This window comes from Pantoea sp. T14, assembly GCF_036663535.1.
In the GTDB taxonomy this organism is placed as follows: domain Bacteria; phylum Pseudomonadota; class Gammaproteobacteria; order Enterobacterales; family Enterobacteriaceae; genus Pantoea; species Pantoea phytostimulans.
Genome location: NZ_JAWUEB010000027.1, coordinates 865404 through 884691 on the forward strand (window position 1 = coordinate 865404; position 19288 = coordinate 884691).

Below are 19288 nucleotides of genomic sequence, written 5' to 3' on the forward strand. Positions count from 1 at the left end.
TTTTTGTTACCAGTGAATGTTCTTAGACAACCCGTGTATTGTCAAACTATACCGGCCTACGGTCCTCATGCATGCAAAGCACCTCATATGTCACCTTGCCCACAATCGTGACATCTTCCAGTGACTCTCCCTCTATCGCTTCACCCTCTTCCGTGATGATGGCCTGATACATAAATCTTCCGATCGCCGCTTCACCCAAAAAGTTATACGCGACCTTGTCACCTATTTTTACCGGTAGCGCCCGGTCAACCTTGTTTGTCGGTGAGAGCCATTTAAACTCTCTTAAAAAAAGAAATAAGATTAATTATGAGTAAGAGCCAAGAGTTGGATTGGTGCTTAAATAAAGGTGATTCGCTTTATTTTTATCCTCTTTGTATTGAGGTTCAGGGCAACTATAAAATTTGGTGTGACTTGAGCGGATCATATGAATTAACTCTTTCAGATGTTACTTACAAAGACAAAGTAATGGTCATGCTTGAATACAAAGATGAGGATGATGATAGACCTGCATCAATTGCTTTCATTGAGACGGACAACAGCATTGAATCTATGCTTGCTTTTATCAAAAATACTGATTCTGCATTTCATGAGCCATTACACATAACGATCCATGAATGGGCGTTGCAATGCTTTTACCGCTCGTAACCATTGCCCACCGATTGATGAGATTTCTGGTGGCAATAAAAAACCGCCCGGAGGCGGTATATTCTTGCATCAAGGCGCAAAACGCATGGGTATCTCATCTTTCAGATATGCTGGTCGCATAGGAAAGGTATTTGATTCTATAGCCTGATTTGTAGCCTCAATTGCTGCCACACACAGGTCTGGGTCTCCACCTTTAGATGTAATGCTTACCGGCGGTTTCCCCAACGGCTGCATGATTACTAAATCACAGGTCTTTCCTTGATACTTATCAGCATCGAAAAATCGGTATTGGATTGCTGTTACCACTTGGCAAAGCCATAAATTGGTGTCTCGGCTTGCAGCTTGTGCTGGTATCTGAGATTCACACTGACTTTGTATTTCTGACGCTGTTGGAAATTTGAATGGCCTATTTGGATGTCTGCCGTTATTAGATTGGCAGCCAACTAACAATAAAGCGGCTATCAGGTATAGTGATTTTTTCATCATGGCTTCCATGCAGGTTTTTTAAAACTTATACCACTCTGGACACATAACGAAAACTACGATCTAGATTGAGTAAACCATCATCAGGCGCACTCGCAAATGCGTCTTGTGATGCCCACAAAAAAAGCCTCCGTAAGGAGGCTTTATGATTTATGACTTAAAGCCACTCTTACCATTAGCTTTGCGCCATGATTTAACAGCGGCGACAATCTTCACAGGTGTTGCGTCCTCATCTTCGCTGTAATAAATCAGGTCAGAACCTCCAGGGTGCTCACTTACTGAAATGAAATTTTCCAGAAGTTTATCCTGATAATCTTCGCCGCCCTCAGCGCTACAGATTTCACTCACAAGTTGGGTGAATTCTGCTTCCGTATACTCTTCGAAACTTGGCTTTAAATTCATTGAACACCCTCATGTTTAGAGTGATGTTAACCCAAGCTGTTCAAGAGAGCACTGAACTGAAATGCGCAGATGTCAGCAGCCACCTCTGGTAGATAATCAGAAGGGCGGCCAGTTTTAGATTTGATCGCCATATTTATTGCTCTAATGTTTTTTTGTGATGAACCGATAAAGATCAACTTCACTATTCAAAATGGGTAGCTTATGTCGATTCTCAATTTCCTTGCCGGGCCAAGCATGGCGGAACTTGCCTTCAGGTCTATATACGATCTTTACAAGTCAAATACCGGGGATGCAAAAGCGAGCCCTGAGGAAAAAGCAGAGACTGTTGAGACCGCTAACTCGCTTGTTGATATCCAGGCGAAAGCACAACAGGAATTGGCAATAGCCCGAAGAATCCTCATTGCAGAGTGCGTGGAAATTACTGAAGTATATGAAGCCTCAGGCAATGGAGGAGTCGGTGTTAAATACGAAAATTCTGCTCTCCATGGTGGGGCCCACGGAGAAGGCCGAAAAATGACACAAAGGACGATTAAGTTCACAGGTTTCAATCAAAAAATTGAAGAAGTTATTTCACTTCTCGATGAAAGCTACAAAATGAATCATAAAGATGACGAGCCTAATCCCTCCCAACAGGCACATACTCCATCTTGAGCACATCATCAGGCGCGAGGTATATCCAAGCGCCACCTTCCCGGGCAACGCCAATGAATCCGTTAACCATCTCTGGCTGTGATCGGTTCATCAGGCCTTCGTGAGTTTCGCCTGATTTGGTAGTGACGGTAATACGGTAGGTGTTAAGCATATTCACTCCAATAAAAAACCGCCCGTGCTCGATTGCACTTATTCTTAAATCATAAATGAACGTAATGCATTGTCTGCGTTAGGATTTTTATATTTTTCTGAGGATATTCTTAATATAAAATGCCTGAAATATCCTGTATTGAGCCATACCATGCCCGTCATCAAAATTCACTGCACGAGTTGCGGTGGAGACCGCTTCAAGGCCTCGACAAACTCACTAAAAGCTGAGCAGGTATCACATATTTACTGCGATCAATGCTCAGCCCCGGTAAGGGTCAGTGATGTGGTTTGGTATCAGGAGGATTTCATTTCAGCACGGGCGCTCGCTTTAGAAGATAATGTTTCCTTCGCTGATTGCATTCGCCTTATAGCCGGAACGTAGCATTATCAATACCTACCCGCAGATGAGCTTTGTAATGGCAACAAAAAACCGCCCGGAGGCGGTTATGAACCTAATAAACACTCTGTATTACTAATGGTTAAATCAATTCGCGACTACCGTCACGGTTTGCCGGAGAAACAATGCCTTGGGATTCCATTTGTTCGATGAGGATTGCGGCACGGTTATAGCCAATACGGAGTTGGCGTTGAAGGCCTGATATTGAAGCCCGGCGCTTTTCGACTACAAACGCTACGGCCTGATTATATAAAGGGTCAAGCTCATCGCTTTTTTGATTAGATGCCCTCCAGTGTTCATTTTCTTCACGGACTGACGGCATTGGCTGGCAACTTACTGGAACGATGTATTTTAGCTCCACTGCTTTAGATTTAGCTAATCGCTCAAGATGCTCCCCAAGAACAATATCGATCAAAAATGGATCAGTTACTTCTATAAAATGATATCCCTTTTCAATCAACGACCAATGCGTCGAATAATGCTCCCAAGCTATAAAAAATTTCATTTCACCCCCTTTGCTCTGTCGTTAAGGGATGAATATACATCAGGCGCACGCGCAAATGCGCCTTGTGATGAAAGCCGTTGAGGAAGAGACTCTCAACCATTTCTCCTATTTTTTGCCTCTTCCATAGCCATTAGGGCATCAAGAAGAACCTCAGCTTTTTCGACATTAGATGCGCCGACCGCAATGCGTCCACAGTTCAAATCCTTAAAACCATCCTTTAGATAGCGGCAGATGGTTTCAAGTTGCTGCATTTCATCTTTCGTCATGCAGCCCGCCCACTCACCTTATTGGATACCAGTAATCCGGCAATCCACTGAATACCTTTCGGCGTGAACTTAACTTGTGTGAAGGCGTGCCCGTTGTGTTGATTCTCACCGGTTTTAACTGTGAAGCGTCCAGCGTCCAGATGCTGAGCATATGGCGTAAGCTTTCCTGCAAGTCGATACATAATGTCGTGTTCAACCAGAAACAAGCGGAACTGAGTTTCTTTAATCTTCAACAACTTTGCAGCCTCATGAAAACCCATAGCTCCTGATGCCTCGACGTAGCTATCAACAAAATCAGCTTTTGGTGCCGCAATTGCGAGCTTGTTTTCCAGTTCCGCCTTTTGCTCTGCGAGGTCAGCAGCAAGGCGGAGCGCTTCAGGTAATGTCTGTGGGATACGTACTAACTCTTCAAGCTCATGCATCCGCTTGATCACTTTCATGCGCAGCAATGCGCTATACCCTGTCACAAGGCATTCTGTATGTTCGCGATCCAGAACATACTCGGTTTGCTTGCGGTTCATGGTGTCCAGATAGATACGAGCAAATTTGCTCACATCCTCCTGAAGCTGTTCCATCATAGTTTCTATGTCGCGCTTTACATCGGGATGACGCTTGCCAGTTACTTCCGCTATTTCATGGCTGGTCATCGTCAGAGCCTGATCATTTACTGGCTGTTGCATGAGCTGGTACTCCTATAGAGAAACAAGCCTGTCGCACAGATTAAGCCGCCCCCTAAGATGCACCATTTACGGCTAATCTCAGGCTTGCTTTTCTGTAGGCTTAGGGGTTGATATTTGCGCGTGCGAGGCGCATAAAAAAGTCCCGCATTGCGCGAGACTCATTTAATAGACTTTGTGCTTTGCAAAGTGCGGTCAATAAATATTTTTTATTTCAGGCACTGCTTTCTGACGTACTGCTGCAAACCGGCTATTTGCTTTCCGGCTGTTTCGATTCGCTCTCTGAGGGTGAAATAATCCCGTTGAGCGGCGTCAGTAAGTCGGGCGCGGGCTGCATCATCCATGCCGGAGGAGGCAGTGGATTGCTTCGTGCAGGTGGCGTTGAGCTGCAACCGACGCTTGCCAGCAATAACATCGTCATGCAGCTGCTCGATAGTGGCTTTAGCATCAGCTAGCTCCTGTGTGTATTTGGCATCGAGAGCAGCAACACTTTGCTGGCGGCGCTGCATATCGTTGATTGTTTCCTGTCGCGTTTCCGCCAGGTGGGATGCTGATTCGTATTTGCTGTGGTAGTAGTTAGCTACCGAAGCAAACGCCGCAATGCAAAGGCAAAGCAGGAACCACAACAGCGCACGCCAGTTATTTACCAGCCAGATCATCAACACTCTCCGCCAGGCACATGGTGCGTTCCATATCGCGGCGGTTCATCAGTCCGCGCCACTTCTGCCCTCCGGCGTAAATCCAGCGGCGCAACTCTTCGCGTAGGCACCGTCAACATCACCGGTATTCAGGCGCTTCAGGAGGGTTGATTTTGAGAAGGCACCCGTCCCGACGTTATATGTGAAGCTGTAGAGCGCGGCGCGCTGATATTCGCCGAGCAGCACCTTGACCATTCCGTCTACAGCTTTCTTTACGGGTTGCAGGTCATTCCACATCAGGCGATCGCATTCGCGGTCGGTGTACTTTTTACCTTTGATGATGTCGTTACCGGTATGACCGTCACAGACAGTCCATACGTCAGCCACATCTTTGTAAGGCTCATACACACGCCCTTCTACGCCATCCTTACCGCCAAGGTATACAGTAGCGATCAACATAGAGCCGCCCCCCGCTGCTGCAATCAGTTTGTTGCGCAGGCCGTTTGACATAGCCATAGGTTAATCCTCAGTGAGTTCCGGCGCGGTGGGCCAGCGTTGAAGCGCCTGAATCTGCGTGAGTGTTGCTTTACGTTTGTAATACCAGTTGATACCGAGCGTCAGTAGCGCGACAGAATACCGGCCAGAACGCCAACAGCACTCCATTCGTCGGGGCTAAGCCTAGTCAACAGACCATTGGCAATTGTCCCGGCTGATGCCAGTTTGCTCATATCGATACTCATATACACCTCCGTGATAACGGTCGGTGCTGTTTGTAGTCAGAAGAAAAGAGCGCTCCTCCCCATCACAGCAATGAGGGTCATCCGATTTAGTTTTGGGAGGGCGCTAAAACGAAAAAGGCCCACCGAAGTGAGCCTTTAAAATTTGATTATGAGGGTTTACCCTTATTTACTTACAACATCACCGACACATTTAACTGTGGACCAGCAATTATGGCCCCAATCTACGCCACCTGATTTGCAAACGGCGTTTACGACAGCGTCACCGCCCATGACCGCAGCTTTATATCTCATATCCTGAAGGGCTTCTGCGCCGTTAGCGACGTCAGGGCCAGAGCTGGTTGCAAAGATATTCCCGCCAATTTCAGTAACCATCATTGACGATCCACCTCTACGAGCACAACTCATACCCATGACCTCGCCCAGCATTTTCGCTTGCGGGTATGGATTATTAGAGTAGCCCTCCATGTTGGCGAACTTAATTCTTGCGTCTCGGGGCATATCTTCAATGTCATTCGAGGCGCACCCAGCGAGTACAGCTGCCGCCATCAAAACCAGTAAATACTTCTTCATTTTGATTCTCCAGGATATTTGGACGGAGAATCTTATACACCTTAGGGCCATATGGTTAATTTAATTTCCAGCTTTTTTGATTTAAAGCAAACCCAATTAACCACTGCATCAAGGTAATCTTCTTAGCCCGATCAGCCTGCCTTAGCGAGCCTTAATAATTATTTGATATTTCGGTTAAAACACGAAGAAACATTTTGCCTATAATTATAGGTTAACCTATATGTAATCACATCAGCAAGATGCTGAAACGGGAAGGCCCCTACCGAAGCAGAGGCCAACGAGAAAAGGATTATGATGAAATTAATCATCATCCTGAATGTTCTCTTAGTGATTAGCTCGCCAGCTTACTAAGACAGTCAGGAAGAGAGGGAGAAACCCCCTCTCACCCTACCCACTTAATTTAGGATTTTCATATGGCACAATCAATATCTGACATTCAGAAAAAGAGCGATGAAAAGCGCGGCGTGAAGGTTAAAGGTATTAAGCTCCACATGAACGTTATCGAATTGCTGGAACGACTGGCAAATGAGACTGGAGAATCACAGGCGGCAGTGGTTACTAAAGCATTGCAGATGTATGCCGAAAACCTTAGTAAGTGATAAAAATTTTTTTAGCTAATGAGGGTGGATCAATGATGGCCTTAGATGAAGCAATCCAAACGATTATTGATGATAATCAGCAACTTACTTAGAAGAATTTCACTACCCCAAAGGGTGAGTACTGCGTGGTATTCAATAACAAAAACGAATAGGTATTAGTGAAACTTGTTCTTCAAAACGATTGGCTTCAAGGCTCATGCTGCTTAATCAAATCTCTGGTTTTCTGCCTGTAATGCTTCGCCAGCTCCTGCAACTCTTCCCGCGTCCACTTTTTCAACTCATGTGGGCCCATCACAGGTGGGCTGTTCGCCCTTCTGCTCCTCGACTTCATCCTCGTTGCTCCCCATCGATGCCTGAATCACCTCCTCTTCAAGCGTCGGATTTAATGCCGCACCCAACGGTGAAGTTGCCAAACTGTCTGGCAATACCACGTGCGGTAACGGTACTTCGGTGGTCGGCATCGGAATATGTTTAGCGGTGTAACTTAACAGAGCAATGGCTACCGCGCACAGCATGAAACAGAGATAAAGCATATTGCTACCGAGCGGTTGCATCAGTGCGCCAGCGATCAGCGGCCCAATACTGGCACCAATACCAAATGCCATCAGCAGGCAGGCGGTTAAAGAAACACGACGTTCAGCAGCGACCTGATCGTTAGCTAACGCAACCTGTAACGGATAGAGCGAGAATTGCATCATGCTGGCGATAAAAGAGACGCCCAACAACCAGCCAAACGTCAGGTGCGGCAGCAAGACCAGCGGCAAGGCGCTAATAGCAAACAGCACGGCGATAAAGAACAGCAAGCGCTGGCGATCGTAGCGGTCAGAGAGCCAGCTCAGCGGAAATTGCGACACCAGCCCAGCAAATATCGTTAAGCTCATGAACAGGCCGGTTTGTGCGGTTGAAAAGCCTTTGCTACTGGCATACACCGGCGCTAATCCGTAAAACGCCCCTACCGCCATGCCGGTAATCAGCGTGGTGCCCAGCAGTTTAGGAATGGTATGAATGAAATAGCCCAGCTCCATTGGCGCGGGCGACATCGCCTGTACATTGGTGCGAGTGGTCAAGGCGATAGGCACCAGACACAGCGCAAAGCAGAGTGCCACAATCAGCAAGGTGCTGACGCCAAAACCGCTTTGCAGCGTCAGTAAAACCTGCCCGCCACTTAAGCCTAAATAGGTCGCCACCATGTAAAAACCAAAAATGACGCCACGCTGCGAAGATTCAGCCTGATCGTTCAACCAACTCTCCAGCACCATGTACTGGCACATCATGCAAAGACCGATGATCAAGCGCAGAAAAACCCACAGCGGGATGAAGTCTGTCAAACCATGTCCAATCACGGAGGCGGTAATGATGCCAGCGCAGGAGACGTAAGCACGGATATGGCCCACGCGGGCAATCAGGTTATGCCCAACTTTGCCGCCAATGACCAAACCGACATAGTTAGCCGCGATGATGGCACCAATCAGCGCACCATTAACCTGCTCATGCGCCAGCCGCAGCGAAACGTAGGTAGTCAGAAGGCCGGAACCTAACAGCATCAACAATGTGGTGGCATAAAGCGGAAGAAACGTGCTGAGGATTTTTTTCATACGACTCCCTGTCAAAATCAATGAGACATAACGCCTTAAAGATAGATGATTTGTTGACGTTGCGGGTTAGCGTAGAACTGAAAAAAGCCGGAGAAAGATTCTCCGGCCTGTGCCATGCGCGTTAGACGTTGGGGAACGTAATATTATTGCCCGGCGCTTCACGATGAAGATGGATAAAGTTCAGGTGGCGTTCGTACTGATCGAGAATATCGATAATCACCTGTTCTTTGCTGTAATCCATCAAATCGTTGCCTTGACTGCCTTCCAGCAGGAAGGTTTCCAGGCGGTAATAGGTTGATTTACCGCTGCGTGCGCGGTAGGTGAAGCCCGGAACCGAATACTGTTGCGGCCAGACCTGATAAACAAAGTCCTGCTCTTCACCCAAATTCACCCGCAGATCGAGATAGCCGATCGGGTTAGCTTCATCGGCTGGCACGCTTTCCAGCGTCACTTTACCGCCACGCAGTTCCAGCTCTTTCGCAACATCCTGCATCGCCGGGAACACCACGGTTTCCATCATTTGCTGGGTATAACGTGTGCCGGGATAGTTCATCAAACGTGACAGGCGTTTTTTCCAGCTCAGACGATCATTTGCCGCCGCAAGATAGGGAGCAGTTTCACGCGAGGCGCTGGCCCGACGGTAATCCTCAATTTTCAGCGATTTATACAAACCCGCCATCACAAAGAACATCACAAAACTGAACGGCAGCCCCATGATTACCGTGGTATTTTGCAACGCCGAAATACCGTTGGTCATCAACATACTCAGGGTTAATACGCCGATGGCAATTGACCAAAAAATACGTAACCAGTTCGGTGCATCACTGTTGATGTCTTTCAGCTTCGAAGTGAAGTTGCCAAGCACCAGCGAGCCAGAATCGGCTGAAGTGACATAAAACAGCATACCGGTAATCGTTGCCACGGAAGCACTCAGCTTAAAGGCGGGATATTGCGCCAGCAGGCTATAGAAGCCGCGTTCCGCATGGCCCATCACTTCCTGAGCAAATCCTGCATCACCGTGAATGATTTCGTACAGCGCGGCATTACCGAATACCGACAGCCACAACAGCGTAAAGGTAAACGGAATAATCAGCGTTCCCAGTACGAATTCACGAATAGTACGACCACGAGAGATACGCGCCAGAAACAAGCCAACAAACGGCGACCAGGCAACCCACCACGCCCAGAAGAAGAGTGTCCAGCTGTTCATCCATTCGGTTGGACGATCAAAAGCAAAGGTGTTCAGCGTCATGCCCATAAAGCGATTAATGTAATCGCCCACGTTCAGCACGAGCGCATTCAGCAGGAATTCAGTATTGCCCATAAACAGCACAAACAGGATCAAACCCAGCGCCAGCGCCACGTTGATCTCTGAAAGAATACGGATCCCTTTGTCCACGCCGGACGTCACGGAAATCGTCGCAATGACCACAGACAAAATAATCAGTGCCGTTTGCGCGGTCAGCCCTTCAGGAACATCAAACAAGACTTTCAGACCGTAGTTCAACTGAACCACACCGATACCTAATGTCGTGGCAATACCAAAAATCGTGCCGACTACAGCAGCAATATCCACGGTATGGCCGATTGGCCCATTGATTCGCTTACCAAAAATAGGATACAGCGCCGAGCGTATGGTCAATGGTAAGTTGTAGCGATAGCTAAAGTAACCCAGCGCGATTCCCATTAAGGCGTACATCGACCAACCGGTTAAGCCATAGTGGAACAGTGTCCAGACCATTGCCTGGCGAGCCGCTTCCATGGTTTGCCCCGCCCCTTCTGGCGGCTGCATGTACTGCGCAACCGGCTCAGCAACCGAGAAAAACATCAGGTCAATACCGATACCGGCGGCGAACAGCATGGCCGACCAACTCAGTACGCTGAATTCAGGTTTTGATTGTTCCGGGCCAAGCTTGATCGCACCAAAACGCGAACAAGCCATATAGAGCACAAATACGATATAGAGTGAGGCGGATAACATGTAGTACCAGCCAAACGTCGCAGAAACCCAGTTTACTGTTTTTAAGATCCAGCTTGCGGCCAAATCGCTATAAAGAATTGTCACAAGTGAAAATGTCAGAATCAGTCCGGCTGACGTGTAAAACACAACAGGATTGATTCTGTCTTTTTCACTGGCAGGTGAATTAATCATCGATTACCTCTGGTTAATTTACTGCAAAATATCAAGAACTTACTTCAAAGTCAGGCGATGTCTGACTCGTATCCTTCCCTTTTATTGCCAAAACTTAATCTGCGCTACGGCGTTGTATTGCGCTTCCCACCGCTGCGTTTATCGTAACAACTGAAGCACAGCATCCTAACAACTTTTCTTTTTATATTGAACGTGCAATCAAAAAAAGTTTTAATAGAGGCTCGAATTGAGGGTGGAGTTGGAGTTATGCCAAAGGTGGGGATGCAGCCGATAAGACGTCGGCAACTGATTGATGCGACCCTGAGCACAATTAATGAAGTCGGGATTAATGATGCAACTATCGCCCAGATTGCGCGCCGTGCAGGCGTGTCGACCGGGATCATTAGTCACTACTTCAAAGACAAAAATGGCTTATTAGAAGCCACAATGCGCGACGTGACCCGCCAACTGCGTGATGCGGTTGCCGCCAGGCTGCGGCCTTTGGCTGATGCCAGCACAGAAGCGCGCTTGTGCGCGATTGTCGAAGGCAATTTTGACGAAACGCAGGTGCACAACGCCGCCATGAAGGCCTGGCTGGATTTTTGGTCCAGCAGCATGCATCAACCCCAGCTCAATCGCCTTGAGCGCGTCAGTAGCAGTCGGTTGTTTTCAACGCTGGCAGCAGAGTTCCGTCGTGAAATCCCCCGCGATAAGGCGCGTCTGGCGGCTTATGGCTTAGCCGCATTGATTGACGGTTTATGGCTACGTGCCGCATTAAGCGGTAAGCCCTTCAATCCAGACGCGGCCAGAACCTTGACCACACAATTCATCCGTCAGCAGTTGGCTGGCGAGCACGAATAAAGGAAGGAGAAGATATGTCCCTGTTCACCGAGCAAAAATTATATATCGATGGTGCTTACGTAGCTGCGACCGAAGGCGAAACTTTCCAAACCATCAATCCGGCCAATGGCGAAGTGTTGGCTGATGTGCATCAGGCAGGTGCAGCGGATGTTGATCGTGCCGTTGCTGCGGCGCAAAAAGGTCAAAAAGTTTGGGCAGCCATGACCGCAATGGAGCGCTCACGCATTTTGCGCCGTGCGGTTGATATTTTGCGCGAGCGTAACGACGAATTAGCTGAGCTGGAGATGCTCGATACCGGTAAGCCGTACAGCGAAACCGTCAGCGTGGATATCGTCACCGGCACCGACGTGCTGGAATATTACGCTGGCCTGATCCCCACGCTGGAAGGCCAGCAGATCCCGCTGCGTGATACTTCATTCGTTTATACCCGCCGTGAACCGCTGGGCGTGGTGGCGGGCATTGGTGCCTGGAACTACCCCATCCAGATCGCGCTATGGAAATCCGCACCCGCATTAGCTGCGGGTAACGCAATGATCTTCAAACCCAGCGAAGTGACGCCATTAACCGCGCTCAAACTGGCAGAAATCTACACCGAAGCTGGCGTGCCAAATGGCGTATTTAACGTGCTGCCGGGCACCGGACAAGTCACAGGTCAGCTGCTGACTGAACATCCCGGCATCGATAAAGTCTCGTTCACCGGCGGCGTCGCCAGCGGCAAGAAAGTCATGGCTAATGCAGCGGGATCTACGCTGAAAGAGGTCACCATGGAGCTGGGTGGCAAATCTCCACTGATCATCTTTGATGATGCCGATCTCGATCTGGCTGCCGACATTGCCATGATGGCCAACTTCTACAGTTCAGGTCAGGTTTGCACCAATGGTACTCGCGTCTTTATCCCTGCCCCGCTGAAAGCGGCATTCGAAGCGAAAATCGCTGAGCGCGTGGCACGCATCCAACCTGGCGATTTGCGCCAGCCGGAAACCAACTTTGGTCCGCTGGTGAGCTTTAGTCATCGCGATAATGTCATGCGTTATATCGAGTCAGGTATCGCTGAAGGGGCGCGCGTGCTGTGCGGTGGCAAACGCCTTACTGGCGCGGGCTTTGATCAGGGAGCTTGGGTTGCCCCCACCGTGTTCACCGATTGTCACGACGAGATGAAAATTGTGCGTGAAGAGATCTTCGGCCCGGTGATGTCAATTTTGAGTTACGAGAGCGAAGAAGAAGTGGTACGCCGCGCCAACGCCACCGAATTTGGTTTGGCTGCGGGCGTTGTGACGCAGGATCTGAATCGTGCGCACCGCGTGATTCATCAAATTGAAGCGGGCATTTGCTGGATTAACACGTGGGGTGAATCGGCAGCAGAGATGCCGGTCGGCGGTTACAAACATTCCGGCGTGGGTCGTGAAAATGGCCTGATGACGCTGCAAAACTACACCCAAGTGAAATCTGTGCAGGTCGAACTGTCACGTTTTCAGTCAATATTTTAATTATTCCAACCTGAGGAACGACGAATGGAATTTGATTACATCATCATCGGAGCCGGATCCGCAGGGAATGTTTTAGCTACACGCCTGACCGAAGACAGCACTGTAAACGTTCTACTGCTGGAAGCAGGCGGTCCAGATTATCGTTTTGATTTCCGCACCCAAATGCCTGCGGCGTTAGCGTATCCACTCCAGGGAAAACGCTACAACTGGGCTTACGAAACCGATCCTGAACCTTACATGAACAACCGCCGCATGGAATGTGGTCGTGGCAAAGGCTTAGGGGGATCGTCGCTGATTAATGGTATGTGCTACATCCGCGCCAACGCGATGGACCTCGATGGCTGGGCCAAAGAGCCGGGCCTGGAATCGTGGAGCTATCTGGATTGCCTGCCGTACTACCGCAAAGCCGAAACCCGTGATATCGGGCCAAACGATTATCACGGCGGAGACGGCCCGGTTTGCGTGGCAACGCCAAAAGCGGGTAATAACGTGCTGTTTGAAGCGATGATCGAAGCGGGCGTGCAGGCGGGTTATCCGCGCACTGAAGACCTCAACGGCTATCAGCAGGAAGGTTTTGGTCCAATGGATCGCACCGTAACGCCACAAGGTCGTCGCTCCAGCACCGCGCGCGGTTATCTTGATCAAGCTAAAGGCCGTACCAACCTGAAAATTATCACGCATGCCACCACCGACCGCATCGTGTTCGAAGGCAAGCGTGCTGTCGGCGTGGAATATTTGGTGGGTGAGAGTAACACCTCACATAAAGCCCATGCGCGTCGTGAAGTGTTGTTGTGTGCAGGCGCGATCGCATCGCCGCAGATCTTACAGCGCTCGGGTGTTGGCCCGGCGACTTTGCTGAAGCAGTTCGATATTCCTGTGGTACAGGATCTGCCTGGCGTGGGTGAAAACCTGCAGGATCACCTGGAAATGTACCTGCAGTACGAATGCAAAGAGCCGGTTTCTATTTATCCGGCATTGAAGTGGTGGAACCAGCCGAAAATCGGTGCTGAATGGATGTTAAATGGCACCGGCCTCGGTGCCAGCAACCAATTCGAAGCGGGTGGCTTTATTCGAAGCCGCGAAGAGTTCGCTTGGCCGAATATTCAGTATCACTTCCTGCCGGTTGCGATTAACTACAACGGTTCTAATGCGGTTGATGCGCACGGTTTTCAATGTCATGTCGGTTCGATGCGTTCGCCAAGTCGGGGCCATGTGCGGTTGAAATCACGCGATCCGCGCCAGCATCCTTCGATTCTGTTCAACTACATGGCGTCTGAACAGGATTGGCACGAGTTCCGTGATGCCATTCGCATCACCCGCGAGATCATTCAGCAACCGGCGCTGGATAAATATCGCGGTCGCGAAATCAGCCCGGGTCTTGATTGCCAGACCGATGAGCAGCTGGATGAGTTTGTGCGTAATCATGGCGAAACGGCTTATCACCCTTGCGGTACCTGTAAAATGGGTACCGATGCGATGTCGGTGGTTGATGGCGATGGACGCGTTCACGGCCTGGAATCATTGCGTGTAGTGGATGCATCCATTATGCCGCTGATCATCACCGGTAACCTGAATGCCACCACCATTATGATTGGCGAGAAAATTGCTGACCGTATTCGTGGTCATCAGTTACCGCGCAGCACAGCGAAATACTTTGTGGCGGGCGATACGCCAGTGCGTACAGAGCCAAAGCGCGCAAATCAACACGCATAACGATCACCCATATTGCACTCGCGCCAACAGCTAAGTTGTTGGCGCTTTTTTTGTCTGTTAACCGGCTTGGTTAACTATCCTGACCCGCCTGATGCAGCGCTTTCAATGTTTGATACAGTACATTCACGTCCAACTGGCCGGGAGCAGACGCTTGTCCCAGGTTACCAAACGTCAGATTGCTGCCATACACTTCACCCGCGATACGGCTAATTGTCCCCTTTCCTCCCATTGCCATTGTCAGCAAAGGCTTATCACTGTGCTGTCGCATTTGCCAGGTGACAGACGTTAAGCGATTCACATCCTCTGGCGTTTTCGGCATCACGGCAATTTTCAACACATCAGCACCGTGCGCGGCTTGCCATTCCAGACGCTGTAACATCTCTTCATTAGACGGCGTCGCATTGAAGTCATGATAAGAGAGGATCACCGCCACCTTTTGCTGTCGCGATTCTGCCACCAGCTTTTGTATTGGTTGCTCACCGATGCGCATCTCAATATCAACCATATCAGCGAATCCCGCGGCCAGCCATTGCTGATAAAGTTGCGTATAACGCGCATCGTCCAGCATTTTTTCTCCCCCTTCCTGTTTGGTACGAAAGGTCAGCAGCAACGGCTTACCGTTCAGTTTTTGGCGCATCGACTGGCCCAATTTAGCGACGCGCGGTCCATCCATAGCAAAAGCGAGTTTATCAACACGCAGTTCAACGATACTCACTTCATGCGTGCGCGCGGCTTGCTCAGTTTCTTGCAGCACGCTGGCTTCATCCTGCCCTGAGGTCGAGACGATAATAGCGGGTTGTCCCTGACCAATGCGCACATTGCCTACCTGAAGCGGCTGAACCTGCTGTTTTTTCGACTCTGGCTCTTGAGCACTGGCGTCTGTCGCGCAAACAGAAACCGCCATCGCCAGTAAAATCGCTGTGGGTGCGTTTAACATTAATGTCTCCTTTCGCTTTGGTATGATCATTTCAGTTTTTAAGATCTGGTTCACACTTTTAAGATAGGCAAGAGAGAAGCAAGGAGAGAATAAATATGAAAGTGGATGCCGGACTGAAGCACGACCTGCGGCTGGGCCTCTGTTGTTTGCCTGCACTGATGCTGATTTTTATCGGCGGATTTCTGTTGAATCACGTTGCCGAAGCGAGCGTCATTGCCAGCGGTGCTTTGCCGCTGGCCTTTGGTGCCAGTAAAACCTGGGAAGGCTCTTCATTTAAATTGCTGCTGGCAACCGTGGTGGGACTCGGTTTCTCATCCTGGCTGGGCGCCATGGCGGGATCGGTGTTGCCGCTCTACATCAGCCTGGCCATGATTTATACCGCGGCCTACGCCATCATCACGGGTATCGATGGCACCGCGGGTTGGGTATTCCTGCAAGCGGCGATCGCCTTTCTGGTCTCAGGTTACTTTCCTGGCGATATGGCGCATGCCACTCACCGAGCGCTGCTTATTTCCATCGGCGGCTTGGTACAGTTAACAATAATTTGCCTGCTGTTGAGCAAAGGTCATTTTCATTTGCAGTGGGTGAGCCGATTTTCACTGTTCTCCTTTCTGCGTCAGGAGACGCTAAAACATCGCCACAAACTCCATCTGCGCTGGTCAGTGCTGTTTGGTTTATTGTCGATGGGGATGGCGCTGTTCACCGTTGAACTTTATCACCTGAAGAATGGCTACTGGACCGGTATGACTCTGCTGTTGTGTTTGCGCAACCACTATCAAGAATCACTGCTGCGGGTGCCGGCAAGGCTGTTTGGCACGTTTCTGGGCTGTTTGTCGGCGGGCGTCCTGACCTACCTTTTCCCACAACTTGCCGTGCTGGCATGCGGTTTTATCGTTTCAGGTTACATCGCGTTTACCCTTTCCTATCGCCTGGCAACCGGCTCCTATTTTGTCTTTACCTTTTTCGTCACCCTGATGGTGGTATTTATGATTTCACTGACCGGGTTAGCGCAGGGAAATGTGGCAGCCGATCGCCTGACTGCAACGGCAATTGGCGGAGCCTACGCATTAGCCGCAATCTTATTCACCCGTTTGGCGACGGCATTACAAATCCGACTTAGCGACAATAAAAAGTCCGATCCTGAATCATTATATTGAATCAATGAACCCGAAAACGGTATGCCGATAAGGGTTCGAAAACTTCAGAGACAATAATTTACCAATTAAATCGCATTGAAAAATAAGTGTATTTTGGAAAAATTGTGTGATTTAAAGCATGCCATCTGCAAAGTGTCAGTTTTTCTATAGGCTTTACTGACAATCTTTTACAGAGGGATGTATTGTGGCATCAACATCGCTGCGTTTTTGGCCAACGCTAAGTGGTCTTTTGGTCAGCTTGTTTGGTTTAGCTTATTTGATACTCGGAGGCTGGCTGGCTTTTTCAGGCGGCACGCCGTGGTATCTGCTGTTTGGTATTGGCTTCTTAATCAGCGGCATTCAACTTTTACGGCGTCGCTCGTCAGGTATCTGGCTCTATTTGATCACTTTTTTGATTTGTGTGGTGTGGTCATTAACGGAAGTGGGACTCGATGGCTGGCAATTAATGCCTCGTCTTCTGGCGCCAGCAATTCTTGGCATTTGGCTCTGCATGCCTTGGGTTGTGCGTCCAATCATCACGGCTGCTGCTCAACGCCGTTCAACGTTGGCTGCCGCATTGATTTATCTTCTCTCTATCGGCGGCATTCTTTACAGCGGCTGGCAAGTCACTGACGCCCGCTTTGTTCATCATCTCCCCTTTCCCGCCGTGCAATCTGCTCAGCGCTCAGCCACTGAAGATAACGGCAATGACTGGAAACATTACGGGCGCACGGCGGCTGGACAACGCTTTTCTCCGCTAACGCAAATTACGCCGCAGAACGTAAATGAATTAAAACCGGCATGGCGTTACGACACCGGTGATGTCATGCGTAAAGGCGAAGACAAGGCAGGACGTGAGTTCAGTTTTGAAGTGACACCCATTAAAGTGGGCAACAGCTTGTACATTTGTACGCCTCATCGTGAAGTGATTGCGCTGGATGCCACCACAGGAAAACAGCGTTGGAAATTTGATCCGAAATCGAATACTTCAGCTAATGAATACCTTGCCTGCCGTGGTGTGGCATGGAGCCAGGTTGATAGTGATGCGACCTGCCCACAGAAAATCATTACGACTACGGCGGATGCGCGCATGGTGGCGCTGGACGCACGCACCGGCAGACCGTGCGAATCTTTTGGTCAACATGGTTATGTCTCTCTTACCGATCACATGGGCAACGTGCCACCTGGATTTCATTACATCACTTCGCAGCCGATGGTGCTGGAAGGCCGTATCGTGTTAGGCGGTTGGATATATGATAATCAAACCACGGGCGAACCCTCAGGCGTTGTGCGTGCCTATGATGAGAAAACCGGTGAATTGAGTTGGGCGTGGGATTTGGGTCGAAATCCAGCGAATGCGCCGTTAAAAGCGGGTGAAACCTATACACGCGGTACACCAAACGGCTGGGGAACCTACACCGCCGATCCAAAATTGGGTTTGATTTATATTCCGCTGGGTAACGCCACACCGGATTACTACGGTGCGGGAAGACGCACTTTTGACGAAAAATATTCAAGCTCAATCGTTGCACTCGACATTCATAGCGGCGAAGAAAAATGGCATTTCCAGACGGTGCATCATGACGTATGGGACTTTGACTTGCCGATTGGTCCAACGTTAGTTGACCTGCCCACTCCAGATGGAAAAGGTGTGCATGCGCTGGTGCAAACCACAAAGATGGGGCAGTTGTTCTTGCTGGATCGTCGAACCGGTAAGCCGCTGGCTCAAGTGAATGAAAAATCTGTTCCCACCTCGCCCTCATTACCGGGCGAACATCTTTCACCAACGCAGCCTGATTCCGTGGGTATGCCTAACCTTGCCCCGCCCGTATTAAAAGCAACCGACACCTGGGGCGCTACGCCGTTTGATCAGCTTTGGTGCCGCATTCAGTTTCACCGTTACCGTTATCAGGGTAATTTCACGCCACCAGCAGCGGGAACTTCCATCGCTTATCCTGCCTTTGATGGGGTAATGGATTGGTACGGTGCATCAATTGATCCGCGCCATAATGTCATGATTGCCAATACCAGCTATATCCCTTTCACCATGCAAATGATGAAAAGTGACGACGCTATTAAGCAAGGTCTGATGCAGAAATGGGCAGGCTGGGCCAGCGGTCAACCTTATCCAAAACCAAAGGAATTCGCGGTGGGTCCTGAATATGGCACGCCTTGGGCGGCAGTCGTCAAACCCTGGCTCAGCCTATTAGGTGCCCCGTGTAGCACACCGCCGTGGGGCAAGTTATACGCCATCGACCTCACCAGCCGCAAAATTATCTGGGAACGTCCGGCTGGCACGACGCGCGATATGAATATTTTCGGTACACATACTAACGCTCCGCTGCCAACCGGCATCTTTATGATGGGCGGCAACGTCATTACTCAAAGTGGACTGATTTTCATGGGGGCAACGGCCGATAATTATCTGCGTGCTTATGACGAAGCCAGCGGAAAAGAACTGTGGCGCACCCGCTTACCGGCAGGCGGCCAGGCTACGCCGATGACTTACCAAGGTGAAGATGGCAGACAATATGTGGTTATTGCGGCGGGAGGACACGGAGGTTTGGGTACAGCCTCAGGGGATTCTGTGATGGCTTATGCGCTGCCTTCTCATTAAATATTTTCTTTGGGCTGTGCTTTTTTCAGCCCTGCTTATTCCCCTTACATAAAAGTAAAAAGGTTTTTTTTATTGTTAGATATAATAA

At 49.6% G+C, this 19288-nt stretch carries 20 protein-coding genes and 2 pseudogenes; 9 read left to right on the forward strand and 13 right to left on the reverse strand.

Annotated elements, in window-relative coordinates; translation table 11 throughout:
- Positions 1-306 precede the first annotated feature (306 nt).
- Positions 307-645, forward strand: coding sequence for a hypothetical protein (locus tag SC127_RS22115; RefSeq protein ID WP_332628163.1), 339 nt, complete (start codon positions 307-309; stop codon positions 643-645).
- A 69-nt stretch (positions 646-714) separates the two neighbouring features.
- On the opposite strand, the gene SC127_RS22120 is transcribed toward SC127_RS22115, so the two are convergent.
- Together SC127_RS22120 and SC127_RS22125 are read right to left on the reverse strand one after the other, a co-directional pair.
- Complete coding sequence (locus SC127_RS22120; protein WP_243077860.1) at positions 715-1131, reverse strand: cell envelope integrity TolA C-terminal domain-containing protein; 417 nt, start codon at positions 1129-1131, stop codon at positions 715-717.
- Positions 1132-1278: 147 nt separating this feature from the next.
- Entirely contained in the window at positions 1279-1530 is a 252-nt protein-coding gene (locus SC127_RS22125) for a bacteriocin immunity protein (protein WP_332628166.1), read from the reverse strand.
- A 201-nt stretch (positions 1531-1731) separates the two neighbouring features.
- Between SC127_RS22125 and SC127_RS22130 the strand changes: the two genes are divergently transcribed.
- Positions 1732-2181 carry a hypothetical protein gene (locus SC127_RS22130; RefSeq protein ID WP_243077858.1) on the forward strand — a complete coding sequence of 150 codons (450 nt, stop codon included), beginning with the start codon at positions 1732-1734 and terminating at the stop codon, positions 2179-2181.
- Here the strand turns inward: SC127_RS22130 and SC127_RS22135 are convergent.
- From SC127_RS22135 to SC127_RS22170, 8 genes and pseudogenes are all read right to left on the reverse strand, one after another.
- Positions 2147-2332, reverse strand: a complete 186-nt coding sequence (locus SC127_RS22135) for a hypothetical protein (protein WP_332628170.1) — start codon at positions 2330-2332, stop codon at positions 2147-2149. The genes SC127_RS22130 and SC127_RS22135 overlap by 35 nt on opposite strands.
- 478 nt (positions 2333-2810) lie before the next feature.
- Positions 2811-3035 (reverse strand): annotated as a pseudogene (locus SC127_RS22140) (DNA translocase FtsK); the annotation flags it as partial.
- A 290-nt stretch (positions 3036-3325) separates the two neighbouring features.
- Positions 3326-3499: a hypothetical protein gene (locus SC127_RS22145; RefSeq protein WP_243077856.1), complete on the reverse strand. Its 174-nt coding sequence runs from the start codon at positions 3497-3499 to the stop codon at positions 3326-3328.
- Positions 3496-4179, reverse strand: a complete 684-nt coding sequence (locus SC127_RS22150; RefSeq protein WP_332628172.1) for a phage antirepressor KilAC domain-containing protein — start codon at positions 4177-4179, stop codon at positions 3496-3498. Before SC127_RS22150 ends, SC127_RS22145 begins: the two co-directional genes overlap by 4 nt.
- A 206-nt stretch (positions 4180-4385) precedes the next feature.
- Complete coding sequence (locus tag SC127_RS22155) at positions 4386-4835, reverse strand: lysis protein (RefSeq protein ID WP_332628174.1); 450 nt, start codon at positions 4833-4835, stop codon at positions 4386-4388.
- Positions 4816-5324, reverse strand: a pseudogene (locus tag SC127_RS22160) (lysozyme). The gene SC127_RS22155 and the pseudogene SC127_RS22160 overlap by 20 nt, the downstream one beginning before the upstream one ends.
- A gap of 107 nt (positions 5325-5431) precedes the next feature.
- Positions 5432-5554 (reverse strand): phage holin, encoded by a 123-nt coding sequence (locus SC127_RS22165; RefSeq protein ID WP_332628176.1) that lies wholly within the window; start codon positions 5552-5554, stop codon positions 5432-5434.
- A 162-nt stretch (positions 5555-5716) separates the two neighbouring features.
- Positions 5717-6124 (reverse strand): lipoprotein, encoded by a 408-nt coding sequence (locus SC127_RS22170; protein WP_243077853.1) that lies wholly within the window; start codon positions 6122-6124, stop codon positions 5717-5719.
- 291 nt (positions 6125-6415) lie between these two features.
- On the opposite strand from SC127_RS22170, the gene SC127_RS22650 reads away from it, so the two are divergent.
- Together SC127_RS22650 and SC127_RS22175 are read left to right on the forward strand one after the other, a co-directional pair.
- Positions 6416-6475, forward strand: coding sequence for a type I toxin-antitoxin system Ibs family toxin (locus SC127_RS22650; protein WP_215848273.1), 60 nt, complete (start codon positions 6416-6418; stop codon positions 6473-6475).
- Positions 6476-6537: 62 nt separating this feature from the next.
- On the forward strand, positions 6538-6723 hold the full coding sequence (locus tag SC127_RS22175) for a hypothetical protein (RefSeq protein ID WP_243077852.1): 186 nt from the start codon (positions 6538-6540) through the stop codon (positions 6721-6723).
- 278 nt (positions 6724-7001) lie between these two features.
- Here the strand turns inward: SC127_RS22175 and SC127_RS22180 are convergent, their stop codons facing one another.
- Positions 7002-8318: an MFS transporter gene (locus SC127_RS22180; protein WP_332628179.1), complete on the reverse strand. Its 1317-nt coding sequence runs from the start codon at positions 8316-8318 to the stop codon at positions 7002-7004.
- A gap of 121 nt (positions 8319-8439) precedes the next feature.
- Positions 8440-10470: a choline transporter gene (locus tag SC127_RS22185; RefSeq protein ID WP_243077850.1), complete on the reverse strand. Its 2031-nt coding sequence runs from the start codon at positions 10468-10470 to the stop codon at positions 8440-8442.
- 246 nt (positions 10471-10716) lie between these two features.
- Here SC127_RS22185 and betI point away from each other — a divergent pair, with 246 nt between their 5' ends.
- The 3 genes from betI to betA are packed head-to-tail and all read left to right on the forward strand — an operon-like array spanning position 10717 to position 14510.
- Positions 10717-11310, forward strand: a complete 594-nt coding sequence (gene betI, locus SC127_RS22190; protein WP_243077849.1) for a transcriptional regulator BetI — start codon at positions 10717-10719, stop codon at positions 11308-11310.
- 14 nt (positions 11311-11324) lie between these two features.
- Positions 11325-12797, forward strand: a complete 1473-nt coding sequence (betB, locus tag SC127_RS22195) for a betaine-aldehyde dehydrogenase (RefSeq protein WP_332628181.1) — start codon at positions 11325-11327, stop codon at positions 12795-12797.
- A 24-nt stretch (positions 12798-12821) separates the two neighbouring features.
- On the forward strand, positions 12822-14510 hold the full coding sequence (gene betA, locus SC127_RS22200) for a choline dehydrogenase (RefSeq protein ID WP_243077848.1): 1689 nt from the start codon (positions 12822-12824) through the stop codon (positions 14508-14510).
- 70 nt (positions 14511-14580) lie between these two features.
- On the opposite strand, the gene aroD is transcribed toward betA, so the two are convergent.
- Entirely contained in the window at positions 14581-15447 is an 867-nt protein-coding gene (gene aroD, locus SC127_RS22205) for a type I 3-dehydroquinate dehydratase (protein WP_332628183.1), read from the reverse strand.
- 95 nt (positions 15448-15542) lie between these two features.
- Between aroD and SC127_RS22210 the strand changes: the two genes are divergently transcribed.
- Both SC127_RS22210 and SC127_RS22215 read left to right on the forward strand, forming a co-directional pair.
- A complete protein-coding gene (locus tag SC127_RS22210) occupies positions 15543-16604 on the forward strand; it encodes an FUSC family protein (RefSeq protein WP_332628185.1) in 1062 nt (353 codons plus the stop codon).
- A 184-nt stretch (positions 16605-16788) separates the two neighbouring features.
- Positions 16789-19200: a membrane-bound PQQ-dependent dehydrogenase, glucose/quinate/shikimate family gene (locus SC127_RS22215; RefSeq protein WP_332628187.1), complete on the forward strand. Its 2412-nt coding sequence runs from the start codon at positions 16789-16791 to the stop codon at positions 19198-19200.
- Positions 19201-19288 lie beyond the last annotated feature (88 nt).